Annotated in this window: 21 protein-coding genes, 1 tRNA gene and 1 pseudogene; 13 read left to right on the plus strand and 10 right to left on the minus strand. The window is 65.0% G+C overall.

Annotated features, from left to right (window positions below; genetic code table 11):
- Positions 1-85 precede the first annotated feature (85 nt).
- The 6 genes from K2U94_RS02270 to K2U94_RS02295 all read left to right on the plus strand — a co-directional run bounded on the left by K2U94_RS02270 (position 86) and on the right by K2U94_RS02295 (position 7,285).
- The gene (locus tag K2U94_RS02270; RefSeq protein ID WP_243065664.1) at positions 86-1,429 is read left to right on the plus strand and encodes a TIGR03808 family TAT-translocated repetitive protein; all 1,344 of its coding nucleotides are present in this window, start codon (positions 86-88) and stop codon (positions 1,427-1,429) included.
- A 96-nt stretch (positions 1,430-1,525) separates the two neighbouring features.
- Entirely contained in the window at positions 1,526-2,485 is a 960-nt protein-coding gene (gshB, locus tag K2U94_RS02275; protein ID WP_243068787.1) for a glutathione synthase, read from the plus strand.
- Positions 2,482-5,289, plus strand: a complete 2,808-nt coding sequence (locus K2U94_RS02280) for a [protein-PII] uridylyltransferase (protein WP_243065665.1) — start codon at positions 2,482-2,484, stop codon at positions 5,287-5,289. Before gshB ends, K2U94_RS02280 begins: the two co-directional genes overlap by 4 nt.
- A 53-nt stretch (positions 5,290-5,342) precedes the next feature.
- Positions 5,343-5,927 carry a nucleotide exchange factor GrpE gene (gene grpE, locus K2U94_RS02285; RefSeq protein ID WP_243065666.1) on the plus strand — a complete coding sequence of 195 codons (585 nt, stop codon included), beginning with the start codon at positions 5,343-5,345 and terminating at the stop codon, positions 5,925-5,927.
- Positions 5,928-5,945: 18 nt separating this feature from the next.
- Positions 5,946-6,551, plus strand: a complete 606-nt coding sequence (locus tag K2U94_RS02290; protein ID WP_243065667.1) for an alpha-ketoglutarate-dependent dioxygenase AlkB — start codon at positions 5,946-5,948, stop codon at positions 6,549-6,551.
- A 161-nt stretch (positions 6,552-6,712) separates the two neighbouring features.
- The gene (locus K2U94_RS02295; RefSeq protein ID WP_243065668.1) at positions 6,713-7,285 is read left to right on the plus strand and encodes a phosphate-starvation-inducible PsiE family protein; all 573 of its coding nucleotides are present in this window, start codon (positions 6,713-6,715) and stop codon (positions 7,283-7,285) included.
- Here K2U94_RS02295 and K2U94_RS02300 read toward each other — a convergent pair.
- The 6 genes from K2U94_RS02300 to K2U94_RS02325 form a co-directional block, all read right to left on the minus strand.
- A complete protein-coding gene (locus K2U94_RS02300) occupies positions 7,193-7,888 on the minus strand; it encodes a DUF1345 domain-containing protein (protein ID WP_243065669.1) in 696 nt (231 codons plus the stop codon). The two genes, K2U94_RS02295 and K2U94_RS02300, sit on opposite strands and share 93 nt — an antisense overlap.
- A complete protein-coding gene (locus tag K2U94_RS02305; protein ID WP_243065670.1) occupies positions 7,885-8,817 on the minus strand; it encodes a polyprenyl synthetase family protein in 933 nt (310 codons plus the stop codon). Before K2U94_RS02305 ends, K2U94_RS02300 begins: the two co-directional genes overlap by 4 nt.
- Positions 8,818-8,908: 91 nt before the next feature.
- On the minus strand, positions 8,909-9,349 hold the full coding sequence (locus K2U94_RS02310; protein ID WP_243065671.1) for a DUF4399 domain-containing protein: 441 nt from the start codon (positions 9,347-9,349) through the stop codon (positions 8,909-8,911).
- Between the two features lie 411 nt (positions 9,350-9,760).
- Positions 9,761-10,162, minus strand: coding sequence for an META domain-containing protein (locus K2U94_RS02315; protein WP_243065672.1), 402 nt, complete (start codon positions 10,160-10,162; stop codon positions 9,761-9,763).
- Positions 10,163-10,318: 156 nt separating this feature from the next.
- Positions 10,319-10,403, minus strand: a tRNA-Leu gene (locus K2U94_RS02320).
- Between the two features lie 69 nt (positions 10,404-10,472).
- Entirely contained in the window at positions 10,473-11,258 is a 786-nt protein-coding gene (locus K2U94_RS02325; protein WP_243065673.1) for an alpha/beta hydrolase, read from the minus strand.
- Positions 11,259-11,323: 65 nt separating this feature from the next.
- On the opposite strand from K2U94_RS02325, the gene K2U94_RS02330 reads away from it, so the two are divergent.
- The 4 genes from K2U94_RS02330 (at position 11,324) to K2U94_RS02345 (ending at position 15,079) form a co-directional block, all read left to right on the plus strand.
- Positions 11,324-12,502, plus strand: coding sequence for a glycosyltransferase family protein (locus K2U94_RS02330; RefSeq protein ID WP_243065674.1), 1,179 nt, complete (start codon positions 11,324-11,326; stop codon positions 12,500-12,502).
- Positions 12,503-12,728: 226 nt separating this feature from the next.
- Complete coding sequence (gene infC / locus K2U94_RS02335) at positions 12,729-13,256, plus strand: translation initiation factor IF-3 (RefSeq protein ID WP_243065675.1); 528 nt, start codon at positions 12,729-12,731, stop codon at positions 13,254-13,256.
- Between the two features lie 401 nt (positions 13,257-13,657).
- The gene (locus K2U94_RS02340) at positions 13,658-14,518 is read left to right on the plus strand and encodes a sodium:calcium antiporter (RefSeq protein ID WP_272884891.1); all 861 of its coding nucleotides are present in this window, start codon (positions 13,658-13,660) and stop codon (positions 14,516-14,518) included.
- Positions 14,519-14,806: 288 nt separating this feature from the next.
- Complete coding sequence (locus K2U94_RS02345; protein WP_243065677.1) at positions 14,807-15,079, plus strand: PGPGW domain-containing protein; 273 nt, start codon at positions 14,807-14,809, stop codon at positions 15,077-15,079.
- Here the strand turns inward: K2U94_RS02345 and K2U94_RS02350 are convergent.
- Positions 15,071-15,898, minus strand: coding sequence for a universal stress protein (locus K2U94_RS02350; RefSeq protein WP_243065678.1), 828 nt, complete (start codon positions 15,896-15,898; stop codon positions 15,071-15,073). The two genes, K2U94_RS02345 and K2U94_RS02350, sit on opposite strands and share 9 nt — an antisense overlap.
- A 167-nt stretch (positions 15,899-16,065) precedes the next feature.
- On the opposite strand from K2U94_RS02350, the gene K2U94_RS20615 reads away from it, so the two are divergent.
- The 3 genes from K2U94_RS20615 (at position 16,066) to K2U94_RS02360 (ending at position 18,687) form a co-directional block, all read left to right on the plus strand.
- Positions 16,066-16,263, plus strand: coding sequence for a hypothetical protein (locus K2U94_RS20615; RefSeq protein WP_336606145.1), 198 nt, complete (start codon positions 16,066-16,068; stop codon positions 16,261-16,263).
- 15 nt (positions 16,264-16,278) lie between these two features.
- Positions 16,279-16,968: a PPK2 family polyphosphate kinase gene (locus K2U94_RS02355; protein WP_336606176.1), complete on the plus strand. Its 690-nt coding sequence runs from the start codon at positions 16,279-16,281 to the stop codon at positions 16,966-16,968.
- A gap of 63 nt (positions 16,969-17,031) precedes the next feature.
- On the plus strand, positions 17,032-18,687 hold the full coding sequence (locus K2U94_RS02360) for a Na/Pi cotransporter family protein (RefSeq protein ID WP_336606177.1): 1,656 nt from the start codon (positions 17,032-17,034) through the stop codon (positions 18,685-18,687).
- A 5-nt stretch (positions 18,688-18,692) separates the two neighbouring features.
- On the opposite strand, the gene K2U94_RS02365 is transcribed toward K2U94_RS02360, so the two are convergent.
- From K2U94_RS02365 to K2U94_RS02380, 3 genes and pseudogenes are all read right to left on the minus strand, one after another.
- Positions 18,693-21,449 (minus strand): cation-translocating P-type ATPase, encoded by a 2,757-nt coding sequence (locus tag K2U94_RS02365; RefSeq protein WP_243065680.1) that lies wholly within the window; start codon positions 21,447-21,449, stop codon positions 18,693-18,695.
- A gap of 138 nt (positions 21,450-21,587) precedes the next feature.
- A complete protein-coding gene (locus K2U94_RS02370) occupies positions 21,588-21,848 on the minus strand; it encodes a hypothetical protein (protein ID WP_243065681.1) in 261 nt (86 codons plus the stop codon).
- Positions 21,849-22,259: 411 nt separating this feature from the next.
- Positions 22,260-22,439: pseudogene (locus K2U94_RS02380) on the minus strand (VIT1/CCC1 transporter family protein); the annotation flags it as partial.
- Between the last annotated feature and the right edge of the window lie 29 nt (positions 22,440-22,468).

The following is a 22,468-nucleotide window of genomic DNA, read 5'->3' on the forward strand; positions in this document are numbered from 1 at the left end:
TTCATGGCGGCAAGGTAGGCGCGAGCCGTCAGGAAAGGATTAAGCGCTGCGAAGCGCGGAGAATGGGGAGGGCGAGCTTTTGGCCATGCTTTACATTCCGCAAACGCGGCGGAGGCTGATCGCCAGCGCCGCGCGCGCCGCGGCTTTGGTCCCGTTTTATCGAAGCCTCGCCCGCGCCAATGGCGATGCGATCGGCGCCGCCACCGCCAACCTGCTCTCGTCCTTGAGCGAGGCGGCCCTGGCGCGCCGGCCTTTCGTCCTGCCTGCGGGCGTGACCACGATCTATCAACTCTTCCTGCCCGACGGGACGCATCTCGTCGGGCGCGGAGCGGGCTCTACCCTGCGGCTCGGCTATGCCGGGCCGATGATCTCCAACCATGGCGCGCTGCAATCCCTGAGCTTCGAGAACGTGACCTTCGACGGCGCTGATCTGCCGATCAACAGCGCCTTTGGGCTGCTCACCTTCAGCGATGTGGCGCGAATGGAAATGGAGAATTGCGTCATACAGCATAGCACGATCGGCCTGATGCAGAAGCGTTGCGGCGGCCGCATCCGGCTTTCGACCTTCCGCGACCTGACCTGCACGGCGATTCTCGATGAAAATTGCGCCGGGGTGACGATCGACGCCAACAGGATCGAGCGCTGCGGCGATAATGGCGTGCATCATTGGAGCGCGCATTCGAAGCGCTATGACGGCTCCCGCATCAGCAACAATACGATCGCCGACATTAGCAACCGCTCGGGCGGCGAAGGCCTTTACGGCAATGGCGTGCGGGTCGCCGAATGCGGACCGGTAACGATCGAAAACAATCATATCGAACGCTGCGCCTATACCGCCGTGCGCAACACCGGCGGCTGGGACGTCGTCATCGCCGACAACCGCTGCAAGAGTTTCAATGAAAAGGCGATGTATGCGGAATTCGGCTTCCGCAATGCGACTTTCCGCAACAATGTGATCGAGGATTGCGGCGCCGGCATTTCCGCCACCAATTATGTCGGGCCGGGAAATGGCGCCGGAGCGCTGATTTCCGGCAATGTCGTTTCGAAAATCCGCCCGTCCCATCCCGATCCCGATTTCGGCCCGCGCATGAACTGGCTCACCGGCGTCGAGGGCGAGGGCGACGTGCGGATGGTCGGCAATATTGTGGTCGGCTCGCCCTGGTTTGGAATCCTTGCCGGATTCTTCGACGCCCGCAACAATGTGGTCGTTGAAGCCAACCGCTTGATTGACAACGAATATGGGATCGGCTTTGCGGCCCAGGGCGATCGGCTCGGCCCTTGCGAGATCGTGGAAAATGACCTCCGCGGGTCGAAAAAGGCGAATATCGTCGCCATGTTCCAAACGCAAGTGATCAGCGGCGACCTCGCTCTGCCCGGCGCTGTGAACACGTTCAAAAATGTTGTCATTCGCGGCAATCGCATCGTTTAGAGCGGCGGCGCGGACGTTTTGTGTTTATTTACGAAATCGCTAACATCGCCCTTCAGCGAATCCGCGTAAAGGGTCAGGGCATCGGTCGCAATGAGCATCGTCATGAAAGTCGCCGTTCAGATGGACCCGATCGAACGGATCAATATCGCCGGCGATTCGACCTTCGCTCTGTTGCTGGAGGCGCAGGAGCGCGGCTTCGAACTCGAATTTTACACCCCAGACCGCCTTTCGTTGCGCGGGAGCGATGTCATCGCCGTGGCGCAGAGCTTGCGCGTGCGCGACGTCAAGGGCGATCATTTTGACCTCGGCGCGCCGCGCGAAATTTTTCTGCGCGACATGAACGTCATCCTGCTGCGTCAGGACCCGCCCTTCGACCTCGCCTATATCACTTCGACCCATCTGCTCGAAAAGATCGGTGGAAGAACTCTGGTGGTCAACGATCCCGTCAGCGTGCGCAACGCGCCCGAAAAGCTGTTCGTCATGGATTTCCCGCAATTGATGCCGCCGACCCTGATCACCCGCGACAAGACCGCAATCGACGCCTTTCGCGCCGAACATGGCGAGGTGGTGATGAAGCCGCTGCACGGCTTCGGCGGCGCGGCCGTCTTCCGGCTGATGAAGCAGGACGCCAATTACGGCTCGCTCTTCGATCTGTTCGCAACGAGCTTCCGCGAGCAATGGGTGGTGCAGAAATACCTGCCCGCGGTCGCCCAAGGCGACAAGCGCATCATTCTGGTCGATGGCGAGCCGGCTGGCGCCGTCAACCGGGTGCCGGCGGAGAATGACATACGCTCGAACATGGTGCGCGGCGGGGCGGCTGAGGCGACCGAGCTTTCGCCGCGCGAGCGGGAAATCTGCGCGACCATCGGCCCGGAACTGAAGAAGCGTGGCCTGGTTTTCGTCGGCATCGACGTCATCGGCGGCTTCCTCACCGAGATCAACGTGACCTCGCCGACCGGAATCCGCGCGATCAAGCGCACCGGCGGGCCGGATGTCGCTGTGGCGATCTGGGACGCGGTCGTCAACAAGGCCGCGGAACTGGAGGCGGTGGGATGAATCTTCAGGGCCAGATCCCCTCCCGTGACCAGCCGGCGCCGAAATGGACCGGCCCGCGCATGGAATTGCCGATGAAGGCGCTGTTCGACCGCGCCGCCCTCGACGCCCGCATTTCCGGGCTCGCCGAACGATTCGGCGGCGCGACGCCGGAATTCCGCAAGGCCGCGGTGGAGGTTCTCGCCGAATGTCTGGCCCACGGCGCCAGGGTTGCGCGCGCGGCTCTGGAAAACAAGGGCTCCGGCCTTGCCTGCGGCGCCCATCTCGCTTTTGTCGAGGATGAAATCATCCGCGCCATCTATTGTTGCGTGGCCAAATATATCCTCCCGACGGCGTCGCCGCCACGCCTTTGCGTCGTCGCGGTCGGCGGCTATGGACGCGGCGCTTTGGCGCCGGGCTCGGACATCGATCTTCTCTTTCTTTTGCCGAGCGGAAACCACGGGGCGGAAGAGGCCGTCGTGGAGTCCATGCTCTATCTGCTTTGGGACCTGAAGCAGAAGGTCGGCCACGCCACCCGCACAGTCGAGGAATCCCTGCGTCAGGCCAAGGCGGACATGACGATCCGCACGACCCTGCTCGAATGCCGGTTCGTGCTCGGCGACCGTGCGCTGCTCGATGAGCTTCTCGAACGGTTCGATCAGGAAATCGTTCGCAACACTGCACCGGAATTCGTCGCCGCCAAGCTCTCGGAGCGCGACGCCCGTATCAGGCGCGCGGGCGCCTCGCGTTATCTGGTCGAGCCCAACGTCAAGGAGGGCAAAGGCGGCCTGCGCGACCTCAACACTCTGTTCTGGATCGCCAAATATGTCTATCGCGTGCAGGACGCCGACGCTTTGGTCGGCGTCGGCCTGTTCACGGAGCAGGAATGGCGCCTGTTCCGCCGCTGCGAGGCCTTTCTGTGGAAGGTCCGTTGCTTCATGCATTTCATGACCGGTCATGCCGAAGAGCGGCTGAGTTTCGAATTGCAGCGCCAGATCGCGGCTCAGCTCGACTATGCGCCGCGCAGCGGCCTGTCGGCGGTCGAGCGCTTCATGAAACATTATTTTACGGTCGCCAAAAGCGTCGGCGATCTGACCAATATCGTCTGCGCCGCGCTCGAGGAGCGTCAGGCCAAGCCCCGGGCGGTGTTCGACCGTTTCGTCAGCAAGCTGCGGCGTCGCTCCAAGCCGCGCGACCTCGGGCCATTCGCGCTCGAGACCGATCGCGTCACGGTTCCTTCCAGCGACGTGTTCGACAAGGATCCGGTCAATCTGATCCGCCTGTTCCAGATCGCGGCGCGCAATGAGCTGCCCATCCATCCCGACGCTTTGCGGCTGGTGACGCAATCCCTGCCGCGCATCGACAACAAATTGCGCGCGGACCCGGAGGCCAACCGGCTGTTCCTCGACATCTTGACCTCGCCGAAATCCTGCGAGCGCGCGCTGCGGCTGATGAACGAGGCCGGGGTGCTCGGCCGCTTCATTCCCGATTTCGGCCGCATCGTCGCGATGATGCAGTTCAACATGTACCATCATTACACGGTGGACGAGCATCTGTTGCGGGCGCTGGGCGAGCTCGCCGCAGTCGATCTCGGCCAGTTGACCGCCGAACTGCCGCTCGCCAGCGCCATCATGCCGACCATCAGCCATCGCCGCGCGCTCTATGTCGCGGTGATGCTGCACGATATCGCCAAGGGCCGGAAGGAGGATCATTCCATCGCCGGCGTGGAAATCGCCCGCAGGCTCGGTCCGCGCCTCGGCCTGACCGACGCCGAAACCGAGGCGGCCGCCTGGCTGGTCGAATATCACCTGACCATGTCCAATATCGCGCAAAGCCGCGACCTCGGCGACAGCCGGACGATCGAAGGCTTCGCCAAGATCGTGCAGACCGTCGAGCGCCTGAAGATGCTGCTGGTCCTCACCGCCTGCGACATCCGCGCGGTCGGCCCGGGGGTCTGGAACGGCTGGAAAGCGGAATTGATGCGCACCCTCTATTGGGAAACCGAACTGGTGCTGGCGGGCGGCCATTCCTCGGTGGACCGCAAACGGCGCGTGCAGAAATCCCAGGCCGAGCTGCGCGAAAAGCTTCCCGGCTGGTCCGATCCCGAATTTGCCGACTATGCCGCGCGGCATTATCCCGCCTATTGGCTCAAGGTCGATCTGCCGCACCGCATCGCCCACGCCCGATTGCTGCACGCCACGGCGGTCGAGATGAATTCGCTGGCGACCGAATTTTCGACCGACGCCTTTCGCGCCGTCACCGAAATCACCGTCGTCGCGCCCGACCATCCGCGCCTGCTGTCGATCATCGCCGGCGCCTGCGCCGCTTCCGGCGCCAATATCGTGGACGCCCAGATCTTCACCACCACCGACGGCCTGGCGCTGGACACGATCTGCGTATCGCGCGCCTTCGACCACGACGAGGACGAATTGCGGCGCGGTCAACGTATCGCGCGCTCGGTCGAACAGGCTTTGCGCGGCGAAATCCGCCTGAGCGATGTGGTGGCGGCGAAGACCGCCAAGGCCTCCTCCCATGGCGAAACCTTCAGCGTGCCGCCCGACGTCATCGTCGACAACAGCCTGTCCCATATGTATAGCGTGGTCGAAGTGTCGGGCCTCGACCGTCCCGGATTGCTCTATGACCTGACTTTCGCCCTGTCCCGGCTCAACCTCAACATCGCCTCGGCCCATATCGTGACCTTCGGCGAAAAGGCGGTGGACACCTTCTATGTGAGCGACATCACAGGCGCCAAAGTGGTCAATCCGGCGCGTCAGGCGGCGCTGCGCCGCAATCTGCTGGATGTGTTCGGCGCCGGACGCAAAGCTTGATTTCTGCTTCGTCTCGCCCGATATGCAGGGCGAACCAAAGTGAAGGTTGACCGATGAACGACGGCAAGAATCCGCAAAACGAAAAGCTTTCGCCAACGGATGAGGCTCCGGCCGCGGAAACGACGCCGGCGCAAGGCGACGCCGAGCGCGATGCGGCTGCGGTCCAGGCCCTGATCGCGGAGAACGCCGGCCTCAAGGACAGGCTGCTGCGCACCCTGGCGGAAATGGAAAACCTGCGCCGCCGCACCGAAAAGGAAGTCGCGGACGCCAAGGCCTATGGCGTGACGACTTTCGCCCGGGACATGCTGACCTTCGCCGACAATCTCCGCCGCGCGCTCGACAATGTGCCCCCCGAAGCCCGCGAAGCCGCCGACAACACGCTCAAGGCCTTTGTCGAGGGAATCGAACTGACCGAACGCGATTTCCTCTCCCGCCTCTCCCGTCACGGGGTGCGCAAGCTCGAACCCAAGGGCCAGAAATTCGACCCGAATTTCCATGAGGCCCTGTTCGAGGCCCATGACGAAAGCGTGCCGCCCGGCACTGTCGCGCATGTCGTCGAGGAAGGCTTCGCCATTGGCGAGCGGGTGCTGCGTCCGGCCAAGGTCGCCGTGGCCAAAGGCGGCGCCAAGACAAATTAGCAAAGCCGAACCGGACGCATGCTGCTCCTCAAGCCCGGCCTGCGCCTTTACAAGGCGGCGCTGGACCGGGCCGGGCAGGAGGACTTGCGGGACGAACTGCGCGTTTTATTGCGCGAGGCGCCTCTGTTCAGGCCCAGGATGCCGCGCTCGGGCAAGGAATTCTCAGTCCGCATGAGCAATTGCGGACCGCTCGGCTGGGTGTCCGATATTTCCGGCTATCGCTATCAGGCCTGCCATCCGGAGACCGGCCGGCCCTGGCCGCCGATGCCGGAAAGCATATTGCGGCTGTGGCGCGCCTATGCCGAATGCGCCCGCGAACCGGACGCCTGCCTCATCAATCATTATGACGAAACGGCGCGGATGGGCCCGCATCAGGACCGCGACGAGGCGGATTTTTCCGCGCCGATCCTTTCCCTTTCGCTAGGCGATTCCTGCCTGTTCCGCTATGGCGGCGAAAGGCGGCGCGACCCGAGCCGGACGATCAGGCTCGATTCTGGCGACATTGTCGTCTTCGGCGGCCCGGCCCGGCTGATGTTCCATGGCGTGGACCGGACGTTGCCCGAAAGCTCGACCTTGCTCGACCCGCCGGGCCGGATTAACCTCACCCTGCGCCGGGCGAAATGAACCGTCCGAATCGCTGCCGACTTTTCCAGTAGTTTTTTTTTGCGAAAAGCTGGCCTCCGCTTGCCGGTGGGCCGAGGCAGCCGACCCGCATTCGCGCCATCGCAAGACTTCGCCGCGCGGCGTGAAGCAAAGGGCGCCCGGCTTGCGGGAACAGGGGGCCGATGGACGAGCCGATAGACATGGTCGAGGAAACGAATCTGCCGGCAGCGCTGAGGCCGCTGCACACTCTGGCTTTGCGCGCGATGGGCCTGATCAACGGCTTCGCCCATCTCATCCTCGGGCTCGCGCTGGCCGCCTCCGTCCTCCTTTTCACCTGGCTCTTCATCGACGATGTCCTGACCGCTCTTCGCCACGACAATCTGGCGCAGGGTTTTCTGCACGGTCTCGGCACGCTGATGCTGCTATGGACCGTGTCGGCGCTGATCACGGCGGAAATCCGCTATATGCGGGGCTATCCGCTGACCGTCGACACTTTCGTCGAGGTCACCATCGTCGTCATCCTGCGCAAGCTCATCACCATGCCGGTGCAATCGACGCTGCCGAGTCCTCAGGAATTTCTTCTGTGGGTAGGATCGGCCGTCTTGCTGGGCGTCATGTATCTGATCGTGCGCTTCGCGCTCACGATCAGGGTTGGAGAGCCGTCAGCTCCCCATGAAACCGGCGCCGATGTTGATCGTCATGGCCAGCACGGCGTTGTTGTAGAAAAAGGAAAGAACGCCATGGAGCGTCGCTAGCCGGCGCACCGGCGCGCTCGTGATATTGACGTCGGCGGTCGCGCAGGCCACCCCGATAACATAAGAGAAATAGAGGAAGTCGGGATAATCGGGCCGCTCCGTCCCAGGAAAGGCGATGCCGCTGCACGATTTTCCTTCCGCGTCCGGCTTCGCGATCCGGAAGAACTCGTGGGCGTAATGGAGCGCAAAGGTCATGTGCAGAAACAGCCACGATCCGATGATGGTGGCGACCGCCAAAGCGATATGGAGCTCCTTGACCGGGTAGGGCGCCTTGTTGGCCGTGGCGAGCTGGGCGACGATGGCGCCGAACGCCGCGATCGCCGACAGCGCGGCCAGGATCAGGATTGTGTGCTGACCTTCGTCCTGAAGCGCCGCCCGGCGATGAATGTCCTGATGTTCGGATCGCGCGATCATTATCCCGACCGCGGCGAGATAGGTCCAGACCGCGGCGTTCCAGCCGACGAGGCCGCGCGTGCCGAGACGCCATTCCTCCGGCAGGCAAAGGCCGACGACCACGCCGAGCGCGGCGCACAGGAACAGGCGCGGCCGCGCCCGGACGATGCGGAGCGGCTTGGGCAGGCGCCGGGCGGGCGCGGGCGTCATGACTTTCGGGCGACCGTGAAACGCGCGGCTTCCGCCAGGATCGCGGCGCTTGCGCCGAAGCCGCCGTCGGCAAGGGCCTGAATCGCTTCCTCGGCAAGGGCGTCGCGCCGCCGGCGCGCCTCCTCCAGGCCGAGCGCGGCAACCAGCGTCGCCTTGTTGCGGTCGGCGTCCTTGCCCGCGCGCTTGCCCAGGGCCTGTTCGTCGCCCTCGGCGTCGAGAACGTCGTCGGCGACCTGGAAAGCCGCGCCGAGGGCCGAGCCATAGCGGCTCAAGGCGGCGGTTTGCTTCGCGTCGGCGCCGCCGATCCGCGCCCCGGCCTCGACCGCGAAAAGCAGCAGCGCGCCGGTCTTCATCGACTGCATCAGGGCGACGAATTCGCGCGTGTGCGGCGCCTTGCTCGCCTCGGCCTCAAGGTCGAGCGCCTGGCCGCCGACCATCCCGCCAAGGCCAGCTGCGCGCGCGAGCATGAGCGTGAGATCGGCGCGCACCCCGGCGTCGGGATGGGTCGGGGCGTCGGCGATGACGTCGAAGGCAAAAGTGAGGAGGCCGTCGCCGGCGAGAATCGCGGTGGCTTCGTCGAAGGCCTTGTGGACGGTGGGACGGCCGCGCCGCAGATCGTCGTCGTCCATGGCCGGGAGGTCGTCATGAATCAGCGAATAGCAATGGACCATCTCCAGCGCGCAGGCGGCGCGGAGCACGCCGTCGCCCTGCGCGCCGAACAGGCCGGCGGTCTCGACCAGAAGGAAGGGGCGCAACCTCTTGCCGCCGCCGAGCGCGCCATAGCGCATGGCCTCCAGCAGGCGTTCCGGACGGGTCCTTTCGCCTTTGAGGCGATGGGGCTGAAGCAAAGCGTCCAGCGTAGACTCGGTCGCCTCGGCGACGGCGACCAGCCGGGCGGCGAAGTCCTGGTTTGCGATCTGAACCGACATGCCGCGATCCCCGATTTACGCAGAAGATTTGGGGATCGCTTGCCCGATGCGCGCAGCCCGGTCAAGGGCATGTATGGCCGACGGCGCTGTCCTATTTGACTTCGATCTCGATTTTCTCGGATTCGAGCGGCGGATCGTGGGGGATGTGAAAAGCGTCGCCCATGATCAACTGCAGGCTGTGCTTGCCGGGCGGCAGGTCGAGCACGGTCTCGGTCTGTCCGCCGCCGAAATGCTTGATATGGGCGTTGCTCGGCAGCGGCTGGTTCAGCGCCGCGCCGGTCGGCGCGCCCATGTCGATGAGCAGATGATGATGGGCGGTATTGGGCTTGTCGACGCCGGCGGGGGCGACGCCCATGCCGGACAGGCCGAATTTCACCGCGACCTTGCCGTTAACGACCGCGCCATTGGCTGGTTCGATGAAATAGACCCGGGCCGACGCTGGCCAATGCGATTCGGCCGAGGCTGCGCCCAAAATACCGGGGGAGAGGCCGAAAAGGGCGGCGGCGAAGACGCTGGCGAGAATTTTTCGCATCGATCTGCTCTCCGGCATGCGGGCGGGGCCTGGAACAGGCGCCGCGCGATCCCGAAGAAACATAATGGGACATTCGGATCAATTCATGACGATCCAGTCGATCATTCTCCAATCGGAACGATTGGCCAAGGGCAAACCAGCGGCGTCGATTCCTGACCCTTCCGCTTCGAATCTGTCCTCCGCCAGGTCGAACGTAGCGAGGGGAGGTCTTGGCGCCGGTCTCCGGCGCCCCGGTCAGCGCCGCTTCGAGATCATTGTCCTGAAGCTGCGCCAGCGCGAAACCGGCCGGAACCACGCCGCCCGCGGGCGCGTCGGGCTTTGTTCGTTTTCGGTCAAGACGGCCCCTGTCCTTTGATCAGGACGGCTCTATTTCGGCCACCTCTTCGGTATCTGTCGACGCTCGAATCGGCTTCATTCGGCGCGGCGGAAAACCAGCACGGCGTCGCCCTTGCCGTCGGCAAAAGTCAATTCGTCGCCGGCGATATGGAACGTCCGGGCGGCTTCGAGCGCCGTGCCGTATTTCGCCTCTATGTCGTCGAGCGGCGGCGGGCAGGCCATTTTTGTCATCGCCATCGCCCCGAAAGCGATCGCTTCGCCGTCGATTTTCGGCTTTCCGGCGATTCGGTTGCAGCCGACGGTGGTCGCCATGCGCCCGTCGGGCAGGATGTCGAAGGACGCTTTGCTCGCGTCGAAGGCGCCGACCTCCGCGATCCGCTCGATCCGCCACTTGCCGGAGAGAGCGTTCTCAGCCGCGCTCGCTGGAGCAAGGCCAAAAAAAGCTATCGATAATGCCAGACTTGCCGATGCGCGCATGAAGGCTTCCTCGATCATCGCAAGTCGCAGCCAAGCATTGCCGGCGGCGCCGGCGCAAGGGGAAACGGAAACGACTTTTGCAGGAGAGGTGATCGCCGCGCTCGAGCGCCGGCGAAAACGTTTCGCTCGATTGGGGAGGACGACCAACTTATGTGTTGGTGCCCAGGAGAGGACTCGAACCTCCACGGCTTGCACCACTGGTACCTGAAACCAGCGCGTCTACCAATTCCGCCACCTGGGCCCGGCGCGTCTTCTACGGGGGCGCCGGGGCGCTGTCAACATGATCGGGCGCGCAAGCTTCAAGAAAACGTCACCCGCCCCGCGGCTGCCCTTCCAGGGTTTCGATCGCCCTGGCCAAGGCCGCAAGATCCTGTGGGCGGGAGAGGCGATGGTCGCCGTCCTTGATCAAAGCGATCGTCGCCGGATCGGAGGCGAGGCTTTCCATCAGCCGCATGGCGTGGCGCCAGGGCACGTCGGGATCTTCCATGCCCTGCAGAATCGCCACGGGGCAATGCGTGCGGATTTCGCGCCCGAACAGGCTATTGACCTTTCCGTCCTCGAACAGGGCTCTGGTCAGGGGATAGGCCTCGCCATAGGCGTCGGCCGGACGCGTCCAGCGGCCCTCGGCGACGATCGCCCGGCGCGCCTCTTCCGGCAAGCGCGGCCAGATCAATTCCTCGGTGAAATCGACCGCCGGCGCGATCAGGACCATGCCGGCGAGCCGCGCGCTCTCGCCGGCATCGGCCAAAGCGCGGGCGAGCAGCAGCGCGATCCAGCCGCCCATGGACGAGCCGACCACGATCTGCGGGCCCCGCGTCAGGGCGCGAAAAACGGCAAGCGCCTGCGCCGCCCATTTGCCGATCGTCCCGTCGGCGAAAGCGCCATCCGATTTGCCATGGCCGGAATAATCGAAGCGCAGGCAGGGGCGGCTCTGTGCTTCGGCGAGCGAATCGAGAAATTGCGCCTTGGACCCCCGCATGTCCGAGCGGAAGCCGCCGAGCCAGAACAGGCCGGGTGGAACGTTTCCCGCGCGGGCGAGATAAGCAAGGCGCGGCGCGCCGGGACTCGGCGAAAAGAATGCGGCTGTGTCGGTCATTTGGCGATCGGTTTGGGGCAGGGCTAAGGTGCGACCCGTGATTCGTTTGTCAAGCGGGAGCCGGCATGACGCCATGGGGCGCGGAAGGGGAGATTGACGCTCAGGCGCTGTTCGGCCGCGCGATTCTTCAGGTCGTTCCCGCGCTCGATTCCAGCGCTTCGGCCTGTGTCGAACTGGCGGCGAGCCTCGCCGAGGTCGGAGCGCGGGCGCTGGTCGCGGGGCGGCCGGGCCGCCTGGTGAGCGAATTGCAGGCGCGCGGCGGCGTTTTCACCTCTTTCGCGGCGGCGACCCGCAATCCCTGGCAGGCCTGGCGCAACCGGCGGCGGCTCGCCCAGCTCGCGCTGCGCGAGGGCGTGGAGCTGATCCATGTCCGCTCGGGCGCGGACGCTTATGCCGCGCTCCATGCGGCGCGTCAGGCGCGCGTGCCGCTGGTGGCGGATTTCGAGCCGGGCGACGAGGCGGTCGCGCTCGAAGCCGATTCGATCATTTTTTACGCGCGCGAGCTGATGGAGACGGTTCTGGCGCGCCGGCCGGCGCTCGCAGCCAAGGCCGTCCGCGGCTTGCACGGCGTCGATCTGCGGGTGTTTTCGCCGGAGGCGGTCGAAGCGGCGCGCGTCCGCCGCCTGCGCGAGGCCTTGGGCGTGAAGCCCCATGTGCGCCTGGTCGTCGCCCTGGAGCTGCCGGCGGAGCGACGGCAGAATTTTCTGGCGGCGGCGGCCCAGCTCAAGGCGCGGAACTTTTTCGCCAATGACGCGCAGGAGGCGCGTTTCGTCTGGCTGCGCGGCGAGGGCGAGACGGCGTCCCCGGCTTTCGACGCCGAGGCGGCGCGGCTCGGGCTCGGGGAACTGGTGCTGCAGATCGACTGGCCGGACCGCGCCGCCGCCTGCCTCGCGGCGGCTTTGGTGGTGGCGCCGGCGCAACGATCGGCGCTTTGCGTCGAAGCCCAGGCGCTCGGCGCCCCGCTTGCGGCGCTGCAGGCGTCGGGCGAGCGCGACGAAGTCGAGGTCGTGCTGGCGCCGCCGCAGGTCGAGGCGGCGCTGCGCACCGGTTGGCTGGCGCAGCCCGGTCCGCCGGCGGCCCTGATTCGGGCCATCGAGGAGGCCCTGCGTCTCGGCGCGACAGCGCGCGAAAACCTCGCCCATCGCGCCCGCGCTCACGCCCGGAACTTTTCGACCGAGCGCATGAACGCCATCACCCTGGCGGTTTACGCCCGGCATTTCGGCGCCGGCGATCAGGCGTCCTGATGGAAATCGCGCCTCTTGCGCAAATGCGCCGTTGACTTTAGCCTGCTTTGTCACAATCTTGTCGGCGGTTGGTCCTCGTGGTTTCGGTCGCGGGGACTTTTGCTGTAGATGAAATTTTTCCAGCGTTCTGAAGAGACCGCAGGCCGAGGTCGCCGCCACCGACCGTTCGCGCGCCCGACCCGGTCTCCCAGAACCTTGCCAAGGAGAACAGACCATTCGCCGCCCCATGAAAGCCCCCCCGGTACCGCAGAAGGAGGGACCCCGCATCAACCGGGACATTCGCGTCCGTGAAGTGCAACTGATCGATTCGGAAGGCCAGAATCGAGGCGTCGTCGACGTTCTCGAAGCTTTGCGGCTGTCCGAGGAAGATGGTCTCGATCTGGTCGAGATCGTGCCGAACGCCAATCCTCCGGTCTGCAAAATCCTCGATTACGGCAAATATCGTTTCAATGAACAGAAAAAGGCCTCCGAGGCCCGCAAGCGCCAAAAGGTCGTCGAGATCAAGGAGATCAAGCTCCGCCCGGGCATCGACGACCATGACTACGAGACCAAGATGAAGGCGGTGAAGCGCTTTTTCGAGGAGGGCGACAAGGTCAAGTTCGTCCTGCGCTTCCGCGGTCGCGAAATGGCCCATCAGGAACTCGGATTCAAGGTGCTCGAAAGGGTCAAAGCTGAAACCGCCCCGCTCGCCAAGGTCGAGTTGGAGCCGTCGATGGACGGGCGCCAGATGATCATGGTGCTTGCGCCGAGGTGATTCACGCCTTGCCCGTGGCCCGCGCCCGGACTTGACACCCGGCCGCGAATTGGCCGGGCCGCCGCGCGATGAACGCCGCGCGGCTTGTGACGCGCCGGCCTTCGGCGCGCGCCCACGCGCGGTTAACACAACGTTGCCGAACTCCTCCTTTATTTCGATTCGAACGGAAGTGGCCTGACCGCGGCGTCTTGACTTCGGTCTGGTTTTGCGAGCGACTTGCCGCTGAAAGGCGGCGCCGTCCGCATTTCAAGGCAAAGGTCGGCGCGGACGCCGCCCGTCGTCTCGGAGAAATGCGATGAGCCCTTCAGGTCCGCTGAAAGATTTCGTGGACGAGACGGAGCGGGCGCCGTTGCCCCATGTCGGCGCAGGGGGGCGCATTGAATGAACTTGTCCTGATCTGACTGGAATTCGCAGCCTGCCTCACGTTGATCGGCGTCGCCGGGCCGGAATTGTGCCGCAGCGGCGACGTGCTTGCGGAGCGGACAGGTTTCTCGGGCAATTGGATCGGCATCACGTTGCTGGCCGCCGTGACCTCGCTTCCGGAACTGGCCATCGGCGTCAGTTCGGTCACGCTGGCGGACGCGCCCGACATCGCGATCGGCAACGCCTTCGGCAGTTGCAACTTCAATCTGCTGATGCTCGTCGCGCTCGATTTCCTGCTGCGCGGCGAAAGCGTCTATCGGCGGGCGCGCATCGGCCACGTGCTCCCGGCCGGATTCGGCGTCATTCTGATTGGCGTCGCGGGCATGAATCTGTCCATGCACGGACATGGCGTCGGATTCCGGATCGGCCACGTTGGCGGCTACGCGCCTGTGATCCTGTTGCTCTATGTTCTCGCGATGCGGACGGTCTTCCTCTACGAGCGCGAACATCGCGAGGAATATGCCGAGGAGATCGCCGACCGTTATCCGCAGATGACGGCGCGCGCAGCGGCGCTGCGCTTCGCCGCGGCCACGGCGCTGATTGTCGCGGCCGGCGTGTGGCTGCCCTTCGTTGCGGAACGTCTGGCCGCGGCGATGGGCTGGAACACGACTTTCGTCGGCACGCTTTTCGTCGCCGGCGCGACCTCGCTGCCAGAAGTGGTCGTGACTGTTTCCGCAGTCCGCATCGGCGCGCTGGACATGGCGATCGGCAATCTTCTCGGCAGCAATCTGTTCAATATGGCGGGCGTCGCGCTGTCCGATCTCCTCTATCTCAAGGGGCCGATTCTCGCGCATGTCTCGCCGATCCACGCGGTGTCGGCCTGTCGGGCCTGGCGATGACCGGAATATTCATCGTCGGGTTGCTGTATCGGCCGCAGGTTCGCCTTTTCAAGGCCATAGGCTGGGCCAGCGTCGGGCTTTCCGCCGTCTATCTGTTCAATTCCTATGTGATTTATGTCTATCAAGGTTCAAGGATCGTGGATGAGATCAGCGCTACCGCCGAGAACGCGGCGCCCGTTTGGCGTCCCGCAACAGGGAGTCATCCACATGCCATGCCTCGGCGCGATCTTCGTGGCGGCGCCGCTTTCGTCGCCTGAAGGCGGCGTCTACACATGAGCGCCCGTTCGGATGGATGATCGCCCGACCCGGTCCTGGCTCGAAAAGCTGCGCGATCCGCACTGGCGCCCGCTGCGCATTCCCGTCGGCGTCGTGCTGGTCGTCGCCGGAGTTTTCGGCTTCCTGCCGCTCGTCGGCTTCTGGATGATCCCATTGGGCCTTTCGCTCCTGGCGGTCGATTTTCCCGCCGCGGCGAAGGCCGATCGCTGGATCGCCCGGAAGTCCCGGAGCGTCGTCGCGTGGCTGCGGCGGCGCGGCCCGCTCCCGCCGGAAAAGTCAGAATGAATAGAGCACTGGAACCCTTGCTTCGTTCAGCATCAGGTTGGTTACGCCTCCGATCGCCAGTTCCACCAGGCGGGAATGAGCGAATGCGCCCATGACCAGCAGGCTGACCGGCATGGAGCCGATGTGCTGCATCAAGGTTCTGCCGGCGTCGGCGCCGACGAGGGGAAGATTGGTCACGCTGACATTGGCGCCATGGCGGCTCAGGCGCCGCGCGAGTTCCGCGCCGCGAACGTCATTGGCGTCGTCCGTCGCGCAAGCCACCTCGACGTAAGCGGCTTTTTCCAGCAAAGGCATGGCGTCGCTGGCGGCGCGCGCCGCCTTGGCGCCGCCGTCCCATGCGACGACGACCTTGTCCAGGGTCGGGCCGGCGTCCCATTCCTGCGGAACGACCAGGACCGGGCGGCCGGATTTGAAGAGCACGTCCTCGATCAATTTGAGGTCGGCGCGCAGGACGGATTTCGGCTGCGAGACAATGACGAGGTCGCTGAGGCGCGACGCGGCGACGAAGGTCTTTCCGGCGTCGTATTGGGAGAGCTGCGCGATCGCGCAATCCAGGTTGATCCCTGCGAGCCGCGCTGAGGTTTCGATGTGGAGACCGAGGCTTTTCGCCTTGGCGAGGCGCTCGTCATTGACTTCGGCGATGATCGCGTCGGCCAAAGGCAGAATGTCGATCCCGGGGAAATCGACGCGTTGCGCATTGGCCAGCACGGACAGATGCGCGCCCTCCCGCCGCGCCAATTCGATCGCGTAGTCGATCGCGGCGTCCGCCTGCGGACTTTCATTCACGTTCAAGAGCAGCTGGATGGTCTTGTAAGTCAATGAGGGACCTTTTCTCTCGATCGAATCAGGTCGAAATCATACAGGCGGATTGCGATCCGGCGCCAGTCGCCGATTCATTTCTGCTCGTCGGCCTCCTCTGCTACGCTGCCGAAAAAGCGGCAGGCGGACATTCGACCCGCCAAGCCCGAAAGGGAGGAGACCGGCCCATGCCGAGAAAGGAAATACTCGATCGCATCGAGAAATATGTCCATCCGTTCCGCGTGACTTCGGGCGCGGGTTTCCGTCTCAAGGATTTCGACGCCGGCGACACCTGCGGCCTCAAGATGGACAAGGACGAGGCGGCCGAGCTTCTCGCGCGCGGCAGCGAATGGCTCGCCGAGGAGCAGGATATGCTCTACGCCTAGGACCGCTGGTCGCTGCTGCTCGTGTTCCAGGCGATGGACGCCGCCGGCAAGGACGGCACGATCAAGCACGTCATGTCGCGGGTCAATCCGCAGGGCTGCGAGGTGACCTCCTTCAAACAGCCCTCGGCCGAGGAATTGTCGCACGATTTCCTGTGGCGCTACGCCAAGGCCGTTCCCGCGCGCGGCCGGATCGGCATTTTCAACCGCTCCTATTACGAGGAGGTCCTGGTCGTGCGCGTGCACCAGCAGTTGCTGAGCCTCCAGAAACTGCCGCCGCGATATGTCTCGAAGAAAATCTGGGACGAACGGCTCGCCGACATAGCCCAGTTCGAGGACTACCTCACCCGTCAGGGCGTCATCGTCCTCAAATTCTTCCTCAACCTGTCCAGGAAAGAGCAGAAGAAGCGCTTCATGAAGCGGCTCGACGATCCCGACCGGAATTGGAAATTCTCGCCCTCGGACGTGCGCGAAAGGCGCTATTGGGACGATTACCAGCATGCTTTCGAGGAGGCGATTCGCGCCACCACCACGAAGCGCGCGCCCTGGTATGTCGTGCCGGCCGACAACAAATGGTTCACCCGCCTGGTCGTCGCCGTGGCGATCGTCGACGTGGTGGAGGGCCTGGACCTCGCTTATCCCAAGGTCGATCCGACGATGAAACAAGAACTCGTCGCCGCGCGCGCCGAGCTTGAATCAGAAACGTGACCGGCCACGCCAGAAAAAAATCGCGGATCCAAGCGTTGGGAAGGAAGGCGCACGTCGACGGCGATTTCGGTACTGGGCGGGATAGGCCTTTTCCTTCTGGGCATGACGATCATGACCGATGGCCTCAAGGGCCTTGCGGGCTCGTCCCTGCGCACGGTTCTGGGCAAGGCCGCCGCCACGCCGCTCTCCGGCGCGCTGTGGGGCGCGCTGGTCACTTTGCTGGTGCAGTCGTCGAGCGCGACGACCATGACCACCATCGGCCTGGTCAGCGCGGGCCTTCTGACCTTTCCGCAAGGCTTGAGCCTGGTTTTCGGCGCCAATGTCGGCACCACCGGCGCCGGCTGGCTGGTCGCCTTGATCGGCGTGCGGGTGTCGCTGTCGTCCTATGCCTTGCCGATGATCTTCGTCGGCGCCCTGGCCAGGCTGATGGGCAAGGGGCGCCTCGCCGCGGCGGGCGCCTCGCTCGCCGGCTTCGCGCTGGTGCTTTATGGACTGACCACGCTCCAGCAAGGCATGGGCGGCGTCGCGGCGCATTTGCATCCTTCCGACCTGCCCGCCGTGCTCGGCATGCCGGAGGTCGGCTGGCTCTCCGGCTGGTTCGGGCTGCTGGTTCTGGTCGTGGTCGGGGCGGTCATGACCATCGTCATGCAATCCTCCACCGCGGCGATCACCGTCACCCTTTCCGCTTTCTATGCGGGCGCGATCGGGCTCGAACAGGGCTGCGCGCTGATCATCGGCCAGAATATCGGGACGGCGACGAGTTCGGCCATGGCCGCGATCGGCGCCAGCGCCACCGCCAAGCGTCTGGCGCTCGCCTATATCCTTTTCAAGGTCATCGCGGCGCTCATCGCCATCGTCTCGTTTCCCTTCGTCATGCCGCTTGTCCGCGGCGCGGCGGAGCATGTGGGCGGGGTGTCGCTCCTTGCGGCCTATCACACCGCCTTCAATGTCGTGGGCGTCGCGGTCCTTATGCCGGCGATCAATCCTTTCACCCGTTTCGTCGAATGGCTTTTGCCCGAGACGCGCTCAGCCCTGACGCGCGCTCTCGATCCGGCCGCGCTGGAAAATCCGGTCGTGGCGGTCGAGGCGGTCCGGCGCACCATCGCGCTCTCTCTTCGAACCATGTGCCCGAAGATCGGCGCCGCCATTGCGGGGAATGAGGCGGCCGCTTCTGGCTTGTCACTGGCCGAGCCCGCCGCGGCCTTGCGCCAGGCGCGGGATTTCATTGCGGACGTCAGCGGCCCGCCCGATTCGGAAAGCGAGGACCGCCGCCTGACCGGCGCGCTGCACGCCCTCGACCATGCGACCCGGCTGGCGGAGACCGCGGGCGAGGAGCCGGAATTTCCAACGGCCCGAGACGGCGAGGAGGAGCAGCGCGCCGCCGCGCTTTGCGCCGAGGCCATGGACGCCGCGGTTGCGGCGGTGGACGACATTGCGCGGGAGGCCGCCTTCAGCGCCGCCGCCGCGCCGATCGAAACATTGCAGACCCCCGCCGCCCGCGTGGCGCTCGCGAGGCTCGATCACAGCGCAAGGCAGCTCGAACAGCTCAAGCGCGCCCATCGCGGCCCGACTCTGCGCAAGGTCGGGACCGGAGGAATCACGGTCGATCAGGCGCTGGGGCGGATCGAGACGGTCCGCCGCCTCGAGGCGCTGGCGCGCCATGCCTGGCGCGCCAGCGCGCGTCTGTTGGGAGAAGAAGCCGAGACGCCGGCGAAATAGGCGCGTCACCCCGGCTTGGCTTTGCCCGCCTCGATCGAGACGACCGCCGAGCGCAGGACCGGCGAAGAGCGGATGATCGCCTTTTCCGCCTCGACCGCGAGGAAGAAGATGGCGCCGCCGACGAGCAGCCACGGCCAGACCCAAAGCGGGACCGATTCATTGCCGAACAGCGCCTGGAACGGCGGCGCATAAGTGAACAGCAATTGCAGCACGACGACCGCCCCGACGCCAAGCGGCAGGAAGCGGTTGCCCTGATGCGCCGTCAGGGACAGCGAGGAGGTGATCAGGTATCGGCTGTTCAGCAAGTAAAAAACCTGGCCGAAGGTGATGGCGTTGACCGCGACGGTGCGGGCAAGACCGTCCGATGCGCCATAGGCCTTCATCTGGAAGAAGGCTGCGAGCGTATAGGCCAGCAGGGCCACGCCGACGAAGAGAATGCGCCACAGCCCGAAGCCGGTCACGATCGGCCGGTCCACCGAGCGCGGCGGGCGGGTCATGACGTCGGCCTCATGCGGCTCGAAGGAGATGACGAGGCCGAGCGCCACCGAGGTCACCATATTGACCCACAGAACCTGCGGCGCGGTGATCGGCAAAGTGAAGCCCAGGAAGATCGCGACCGCGATGACCAGGGCCTGCGCGACATTGGTCGGCAGCAGGAACAGCATCGCCTTTTCGATATTGTTGTAAACGGTGCGGCCTTCCTTCACCGCCGCGCCGATCGAGGCGAAATTGTCGTCGGCGAGGATCATGCCGGCGGCCTCTTTGGTGACTTCGGTGCCCTTGATCCCCATCGCGACGCCGATGTCGGCCTTTTTCAGCGCCGGCGCGTCGTTCACGCCGTCGCCGGTCATGGCGACGATCTGGCGGTTGGCCTGGATCGCCTTCACCAGCCGTAATTTGTGCTCGGGGCTTGCGCGGGCGAAGACATCGACGTCGCGGACGCAGTCCTGCAAGGCCGCGTCGTTCATCGCCTCGATCTCGGCGCCGGCGACCGCCGTCTTGCCGTCGCCAATGCCGAGCATCCTGGCGATGGCCGCCGCGGTGATCTTGTGGTCGCCGGTGATCATGGTGACGCGGATGCCGCCGCGGTGACATTCCTTGACCGCTTCGATCGCCTCCTTGCGCGGCGGGTCGAGCAGGCCGGCGAGGCCGACCAGCACCAGGTTCTTCGGCAGGTCGGAGGGCTTGAGGCTCCCCGTAACGAGGCCGGGGTTTTCCAGCCAGGCGAGGCCGAGCACGCGTTCGCCCTGGGCCGCGAGCCGGTCGCCCTCGCGGGCGAAATGATCGCGATCCAGGGGCGCGGGGCCGGCGGCCGTCTGCTGGCGGTCGCAATGTTCGAGAATGACTTCCGGCGCGCCCTTGACCAGCAGGATTTGATGTCCGTCCGCCGCGCGATGCAGCGTCGCCATGAATTTGTGCTCGGATTCGAACGGGATGGCGTCAATGCGCGGCAGGGAGGCCTTCTCGGCCTCGCGCGCCATGCCGAGCTTGGTCGCGAAGGGATAGAGCGCGCCTTCGGTCGGATCGCCCTCGACCTTCCAGGCGCCGCCGTCCTGAAACAATTCGGCGTCATTGCAGAGCATGGAGACTCGCCCCATCAGCTTCAGCGGCAGGGCGGGTTCGCCGATTTTCTGGCCGCTTTCGCGCACTTCGCCTTCCGGCGCATAGCCGTCGCCCGTCACTTCATAAGCCGAATCCGCGGTGACGACCGACGTGACCATCATTTCCATGAGGGTCAAAGTGCCGGTCTTATCCGAGCAGATGCGCGACACCGAGCCGAGCGTCTCGACCGCCGGCAGGCGCCGGACGATGGCGTTTCGTTGCGCCATGCGCTGGACGCCGATGGCGAGCGTGATCGTGATGAGCGCGGGCAGGCCTTCCGGGATCAGCGACACGGCAATGCCGACCACCGCCTGGAACAGCTCGACGAAAGTCATGTGGCCGAGCCAATGGCCATAGGAGAAGATGATGATGCTGAGCACGCCGATCGCGGCGGTGAACTTATAGCCGAATTTCTTGATCTGGCGCAGCAGCGGCGTCTCCAGCGCGCTGACATCGGCCAGAAGCTGGTTGATGCGGCCGAGTTCGGTGGTGCTGCCCGTGGCTGCCGCCACGCCGGTCGCGCGGCCCGAAACCACCATCGTCCCGGAAAAGGCCATGCTGTCGCGATCGCCGATCGTCGCCTTCTCGGCCGCGGCGGCGGCCGTCTTCTCCGCGGGCACGGACTCGCCGGTAAGGGCGGCCTCTTCGGTGCGCAGATTCTTGGCGTCGATCAGGCGCAGATCGGCCGGGACGCGGTCGCCCGATTCCAGCAGCACGATGTCGCCGGGAACGAGCTGTTCGGCCGGGATCATGCGGATTTCGCCGCCGCGCAAAGCACGCGCTTCCGCCGAAAGCATGTTGCGGATGGAGTCGAGCGCTTTTTCGGCGCGGCCCTCCTGAATGAAGCCGAGCAAGGCGTTGAGCACGACCACGGCGAAAATGATGCCGGCGTCGACCCAAAGACTCAGCATCAGCTTCGTGAAGCCGGCGGCGAGCAGCACATAGACAAGAATATTGTTGAACTGACCGAGGAACCGCATGAACGGCCCCTGCTTCTTGCCTTCGGGCAGGCGGTTCAGCCCGTATTTCGCCAGCCTGCTTGCGGCCTCCTTCGCGTCGAGGCCGGTCTCGGCATTTGTTCCAAGCCGCTGGATGGCCTCGATCGCCTCCAAGGCGTGCCACGGTGTCGGGACGTCCTCGACTGTCACATTCTGTCCCATGGGGCGCTCTCTTGTTCCGGTCGCGTCAAAATGGCGGTGGCGCATTCCCTCCGGCGAGAGCCTGGGCCGGGGAAGGAAGGAAATTTGGCGCCCGATCGACGCCGCAAGGCCGGGCCCGACGGAGCCGGCCTTTGGCGGTCAGTACCAACGCCAGCCGCAGACGCGGCGTCCCCTATGCCACCGGCAGACCCAGCGGCGGCGGCGGCGCGGCGCCACGACGACCACATGCGCTTTCGAGATCGGCGCTTCGGGAGTCACGACGCCATGTCCGTCGAGAGCATGTCCGCCGAAAGGCAGCGCCTCGGCGACGCCAGCGCCCAGAACCGCTCCGGCGGCAGTCGCCGCCGCGCCGACAAGAACGGCGCGAAACAGGCTTCGGCGATCGATGGTCCTGGACATTTGCGCGCTCCTCTCTCAGGGGGGCCAGACATGGCCTGATTAACGGAACACAAGCGCATCAGATTAGGCTGAAGTCGCAAGATCGACAACCGCGGAGAATCGAACCAATGCCGGTGAACCGCGTCGTGTTTGCCGAAGGCTTCAACTTCCAAAGTGGGTGGAGCCATGACGTGCAGGGCGACGAACAAATTCTCCACCGAAGTTCGCGCCCGCGCCGTGCGGATGGGCATGGCTCACGAAAGCGAACACCCGTCGCGCTGGAGAGCCGTGATGTCGATTGTTGACGAAATCGGCTCATCGCCGCCTTCGGCGGTCGATGATGTAATCGCGCTCGGTCACGTTCCGGTCAGGGCAATGGCTGGCGCGCGGGCGCGCAGACTGTTACGCGAACAACGACGCGAGGTAGAAAGCCGCGCCGGCGACGATTTCGGCGAGTCCGGCGGTGACGATCACACGCGTTGACGACACCGCCGCCGACAGTCCGGCGGCGAGCGCGAAGGGGACAGTCAGACCATCGGACATGCCGATCACGACGTCGCGCACCGTTTCGGAACCCATAAAGTGCTTTTCGAGATGGGGCGTGGCGGGCATCGGGAACTTTCCGGACGCTGGAGGGAAAC

The sequence above is a fragment of the Candidatus Rhodoblastus alkanivorans genome (genome assembly GCF_022760755.1).
GTDB lineage: Bacteria > Pseudomonadota > Alphaproteobacteria > Rhizobiales > Beijerinckiaceae > Rhodoblastus > Rhodoblastus alkanivorans.

Excerpts from the sequence above, each read along its gene's own strand:
- K2U94_RS02315 (WP_243065672.1), bottom strand. The coding sequence starts at position 10,162 with ATGCGCGCATCGGCAAGTCTGGCATTATCGATAGCTTTTTTTGGCCTT.
- K2U94_RS02280 (WP_243065665.1), top strand. The coding sequence starts at position 2,482 with ATGAATCTTCAGGGCCAGATCCCCTCCCGTGACCAGCCGGCGCCGAAA.
- K2U94_RS02345 (WP_243065677.1), top strand. The coding sequence starts at position 14,807 with ATGGATGATCGCCCGACCCGGTCCTGGCTCGAAAAGCTGCGCGATCCG.
- K2U94_RS02300 (WP_243065669.1), bottom strand. The coding sequence starts at position 7,888 with ATGACGCCCGCGCCCGCCCGGCGCCTGCCCAAGCCGCTCCGCATCGTC.
- K2U94_RS02365 (WP_243065680.1), bottom strand. The coding sequence starts at position 21,449 with ATGGGACAGAATGTGACAGTCGAGGACGTCCCGACACCGTGGCACGCC.
- K2U94_RS02295 (WP_243065668.1), top strand. The coding sequence starts at position 6,713 with ATGGACGAGCCGATAGACATGGTCGAGGAAACGAATCTGCCGGCAGCG.
- grpE (WP_243065666.1), top strand. The coding sequence starts at position 5,343 with ATGAACGACGGCAAGAATCCGCAAAACGAAAAGCTTTCGCCAACGGAT.
- K2U94_RS02270 (WP_243065664.1), top strand. The coding sequence starts at position 86 with ATGCTTTACATTCCGCAAACGCGGCGGAGGCTGATCGCCAGCGCCGCG.
- K2U94_RS02305 (WP_243065670.1), bottom strand. The coding sequence starts at position 8,817 with ATGTCGGTTCAGATCGCAAACCAGGACTTCGCCGCCCGGCTGGTCGCC.
- K2U94_RS02325 (WP_243065673.1), bottom strand. The coding sequence starts at position 11,258 with ATGACCGACACAGCCGCATTCTTTTCGCCGAGTCCCGGCGCGCCGCGC.
- infC (WP_243065675.1), top strand. The coding sequence starts at position 12,729 with ATGAAAGCCCCCCCGGTACCGCAGAAGGAGGGACCCCGCATCAACCGG.
- K2U94_RS02370 (WP_243065681.1), bottom strand. The coding sequence starts at position 21,848 with ATGTCCAGGACCATCGATCGCCGAAGCCTGTTTCGCGCCGTTCTTGTC.
- K2U94_RS02290 (WP_243065667.1), top strand. The coding sequence starts at position 5,946 with ATGCTGCTCCTCAAGCCCGGCCTGCGCCTTTACAAGGCGGCGCTGGAC.
- K2U94_RS20615 (WP_336606145.1), top strand. The coding sequence starts at position 16,066 with ATGCCGAGAAAGGAAATACTCGATCGCATCGAGAAATATGTCCATCCG.
- K2U94_RS02330 (WP_243065674.1), top strand. The coding sequence starts at position 11,324 with ATGACGCCATGGGGCGCGGAAGGGGAGATTGACGCTCAGGCGCTGTTC.
- K2U94_RS02310 (WP_243065671.1), bottom strand. The coding sequence starts at position 9,349 with ATGCGAAAAATTCTCGCCAGCGTCTTCGCCGCCGCCCTTTTCGGCCTC.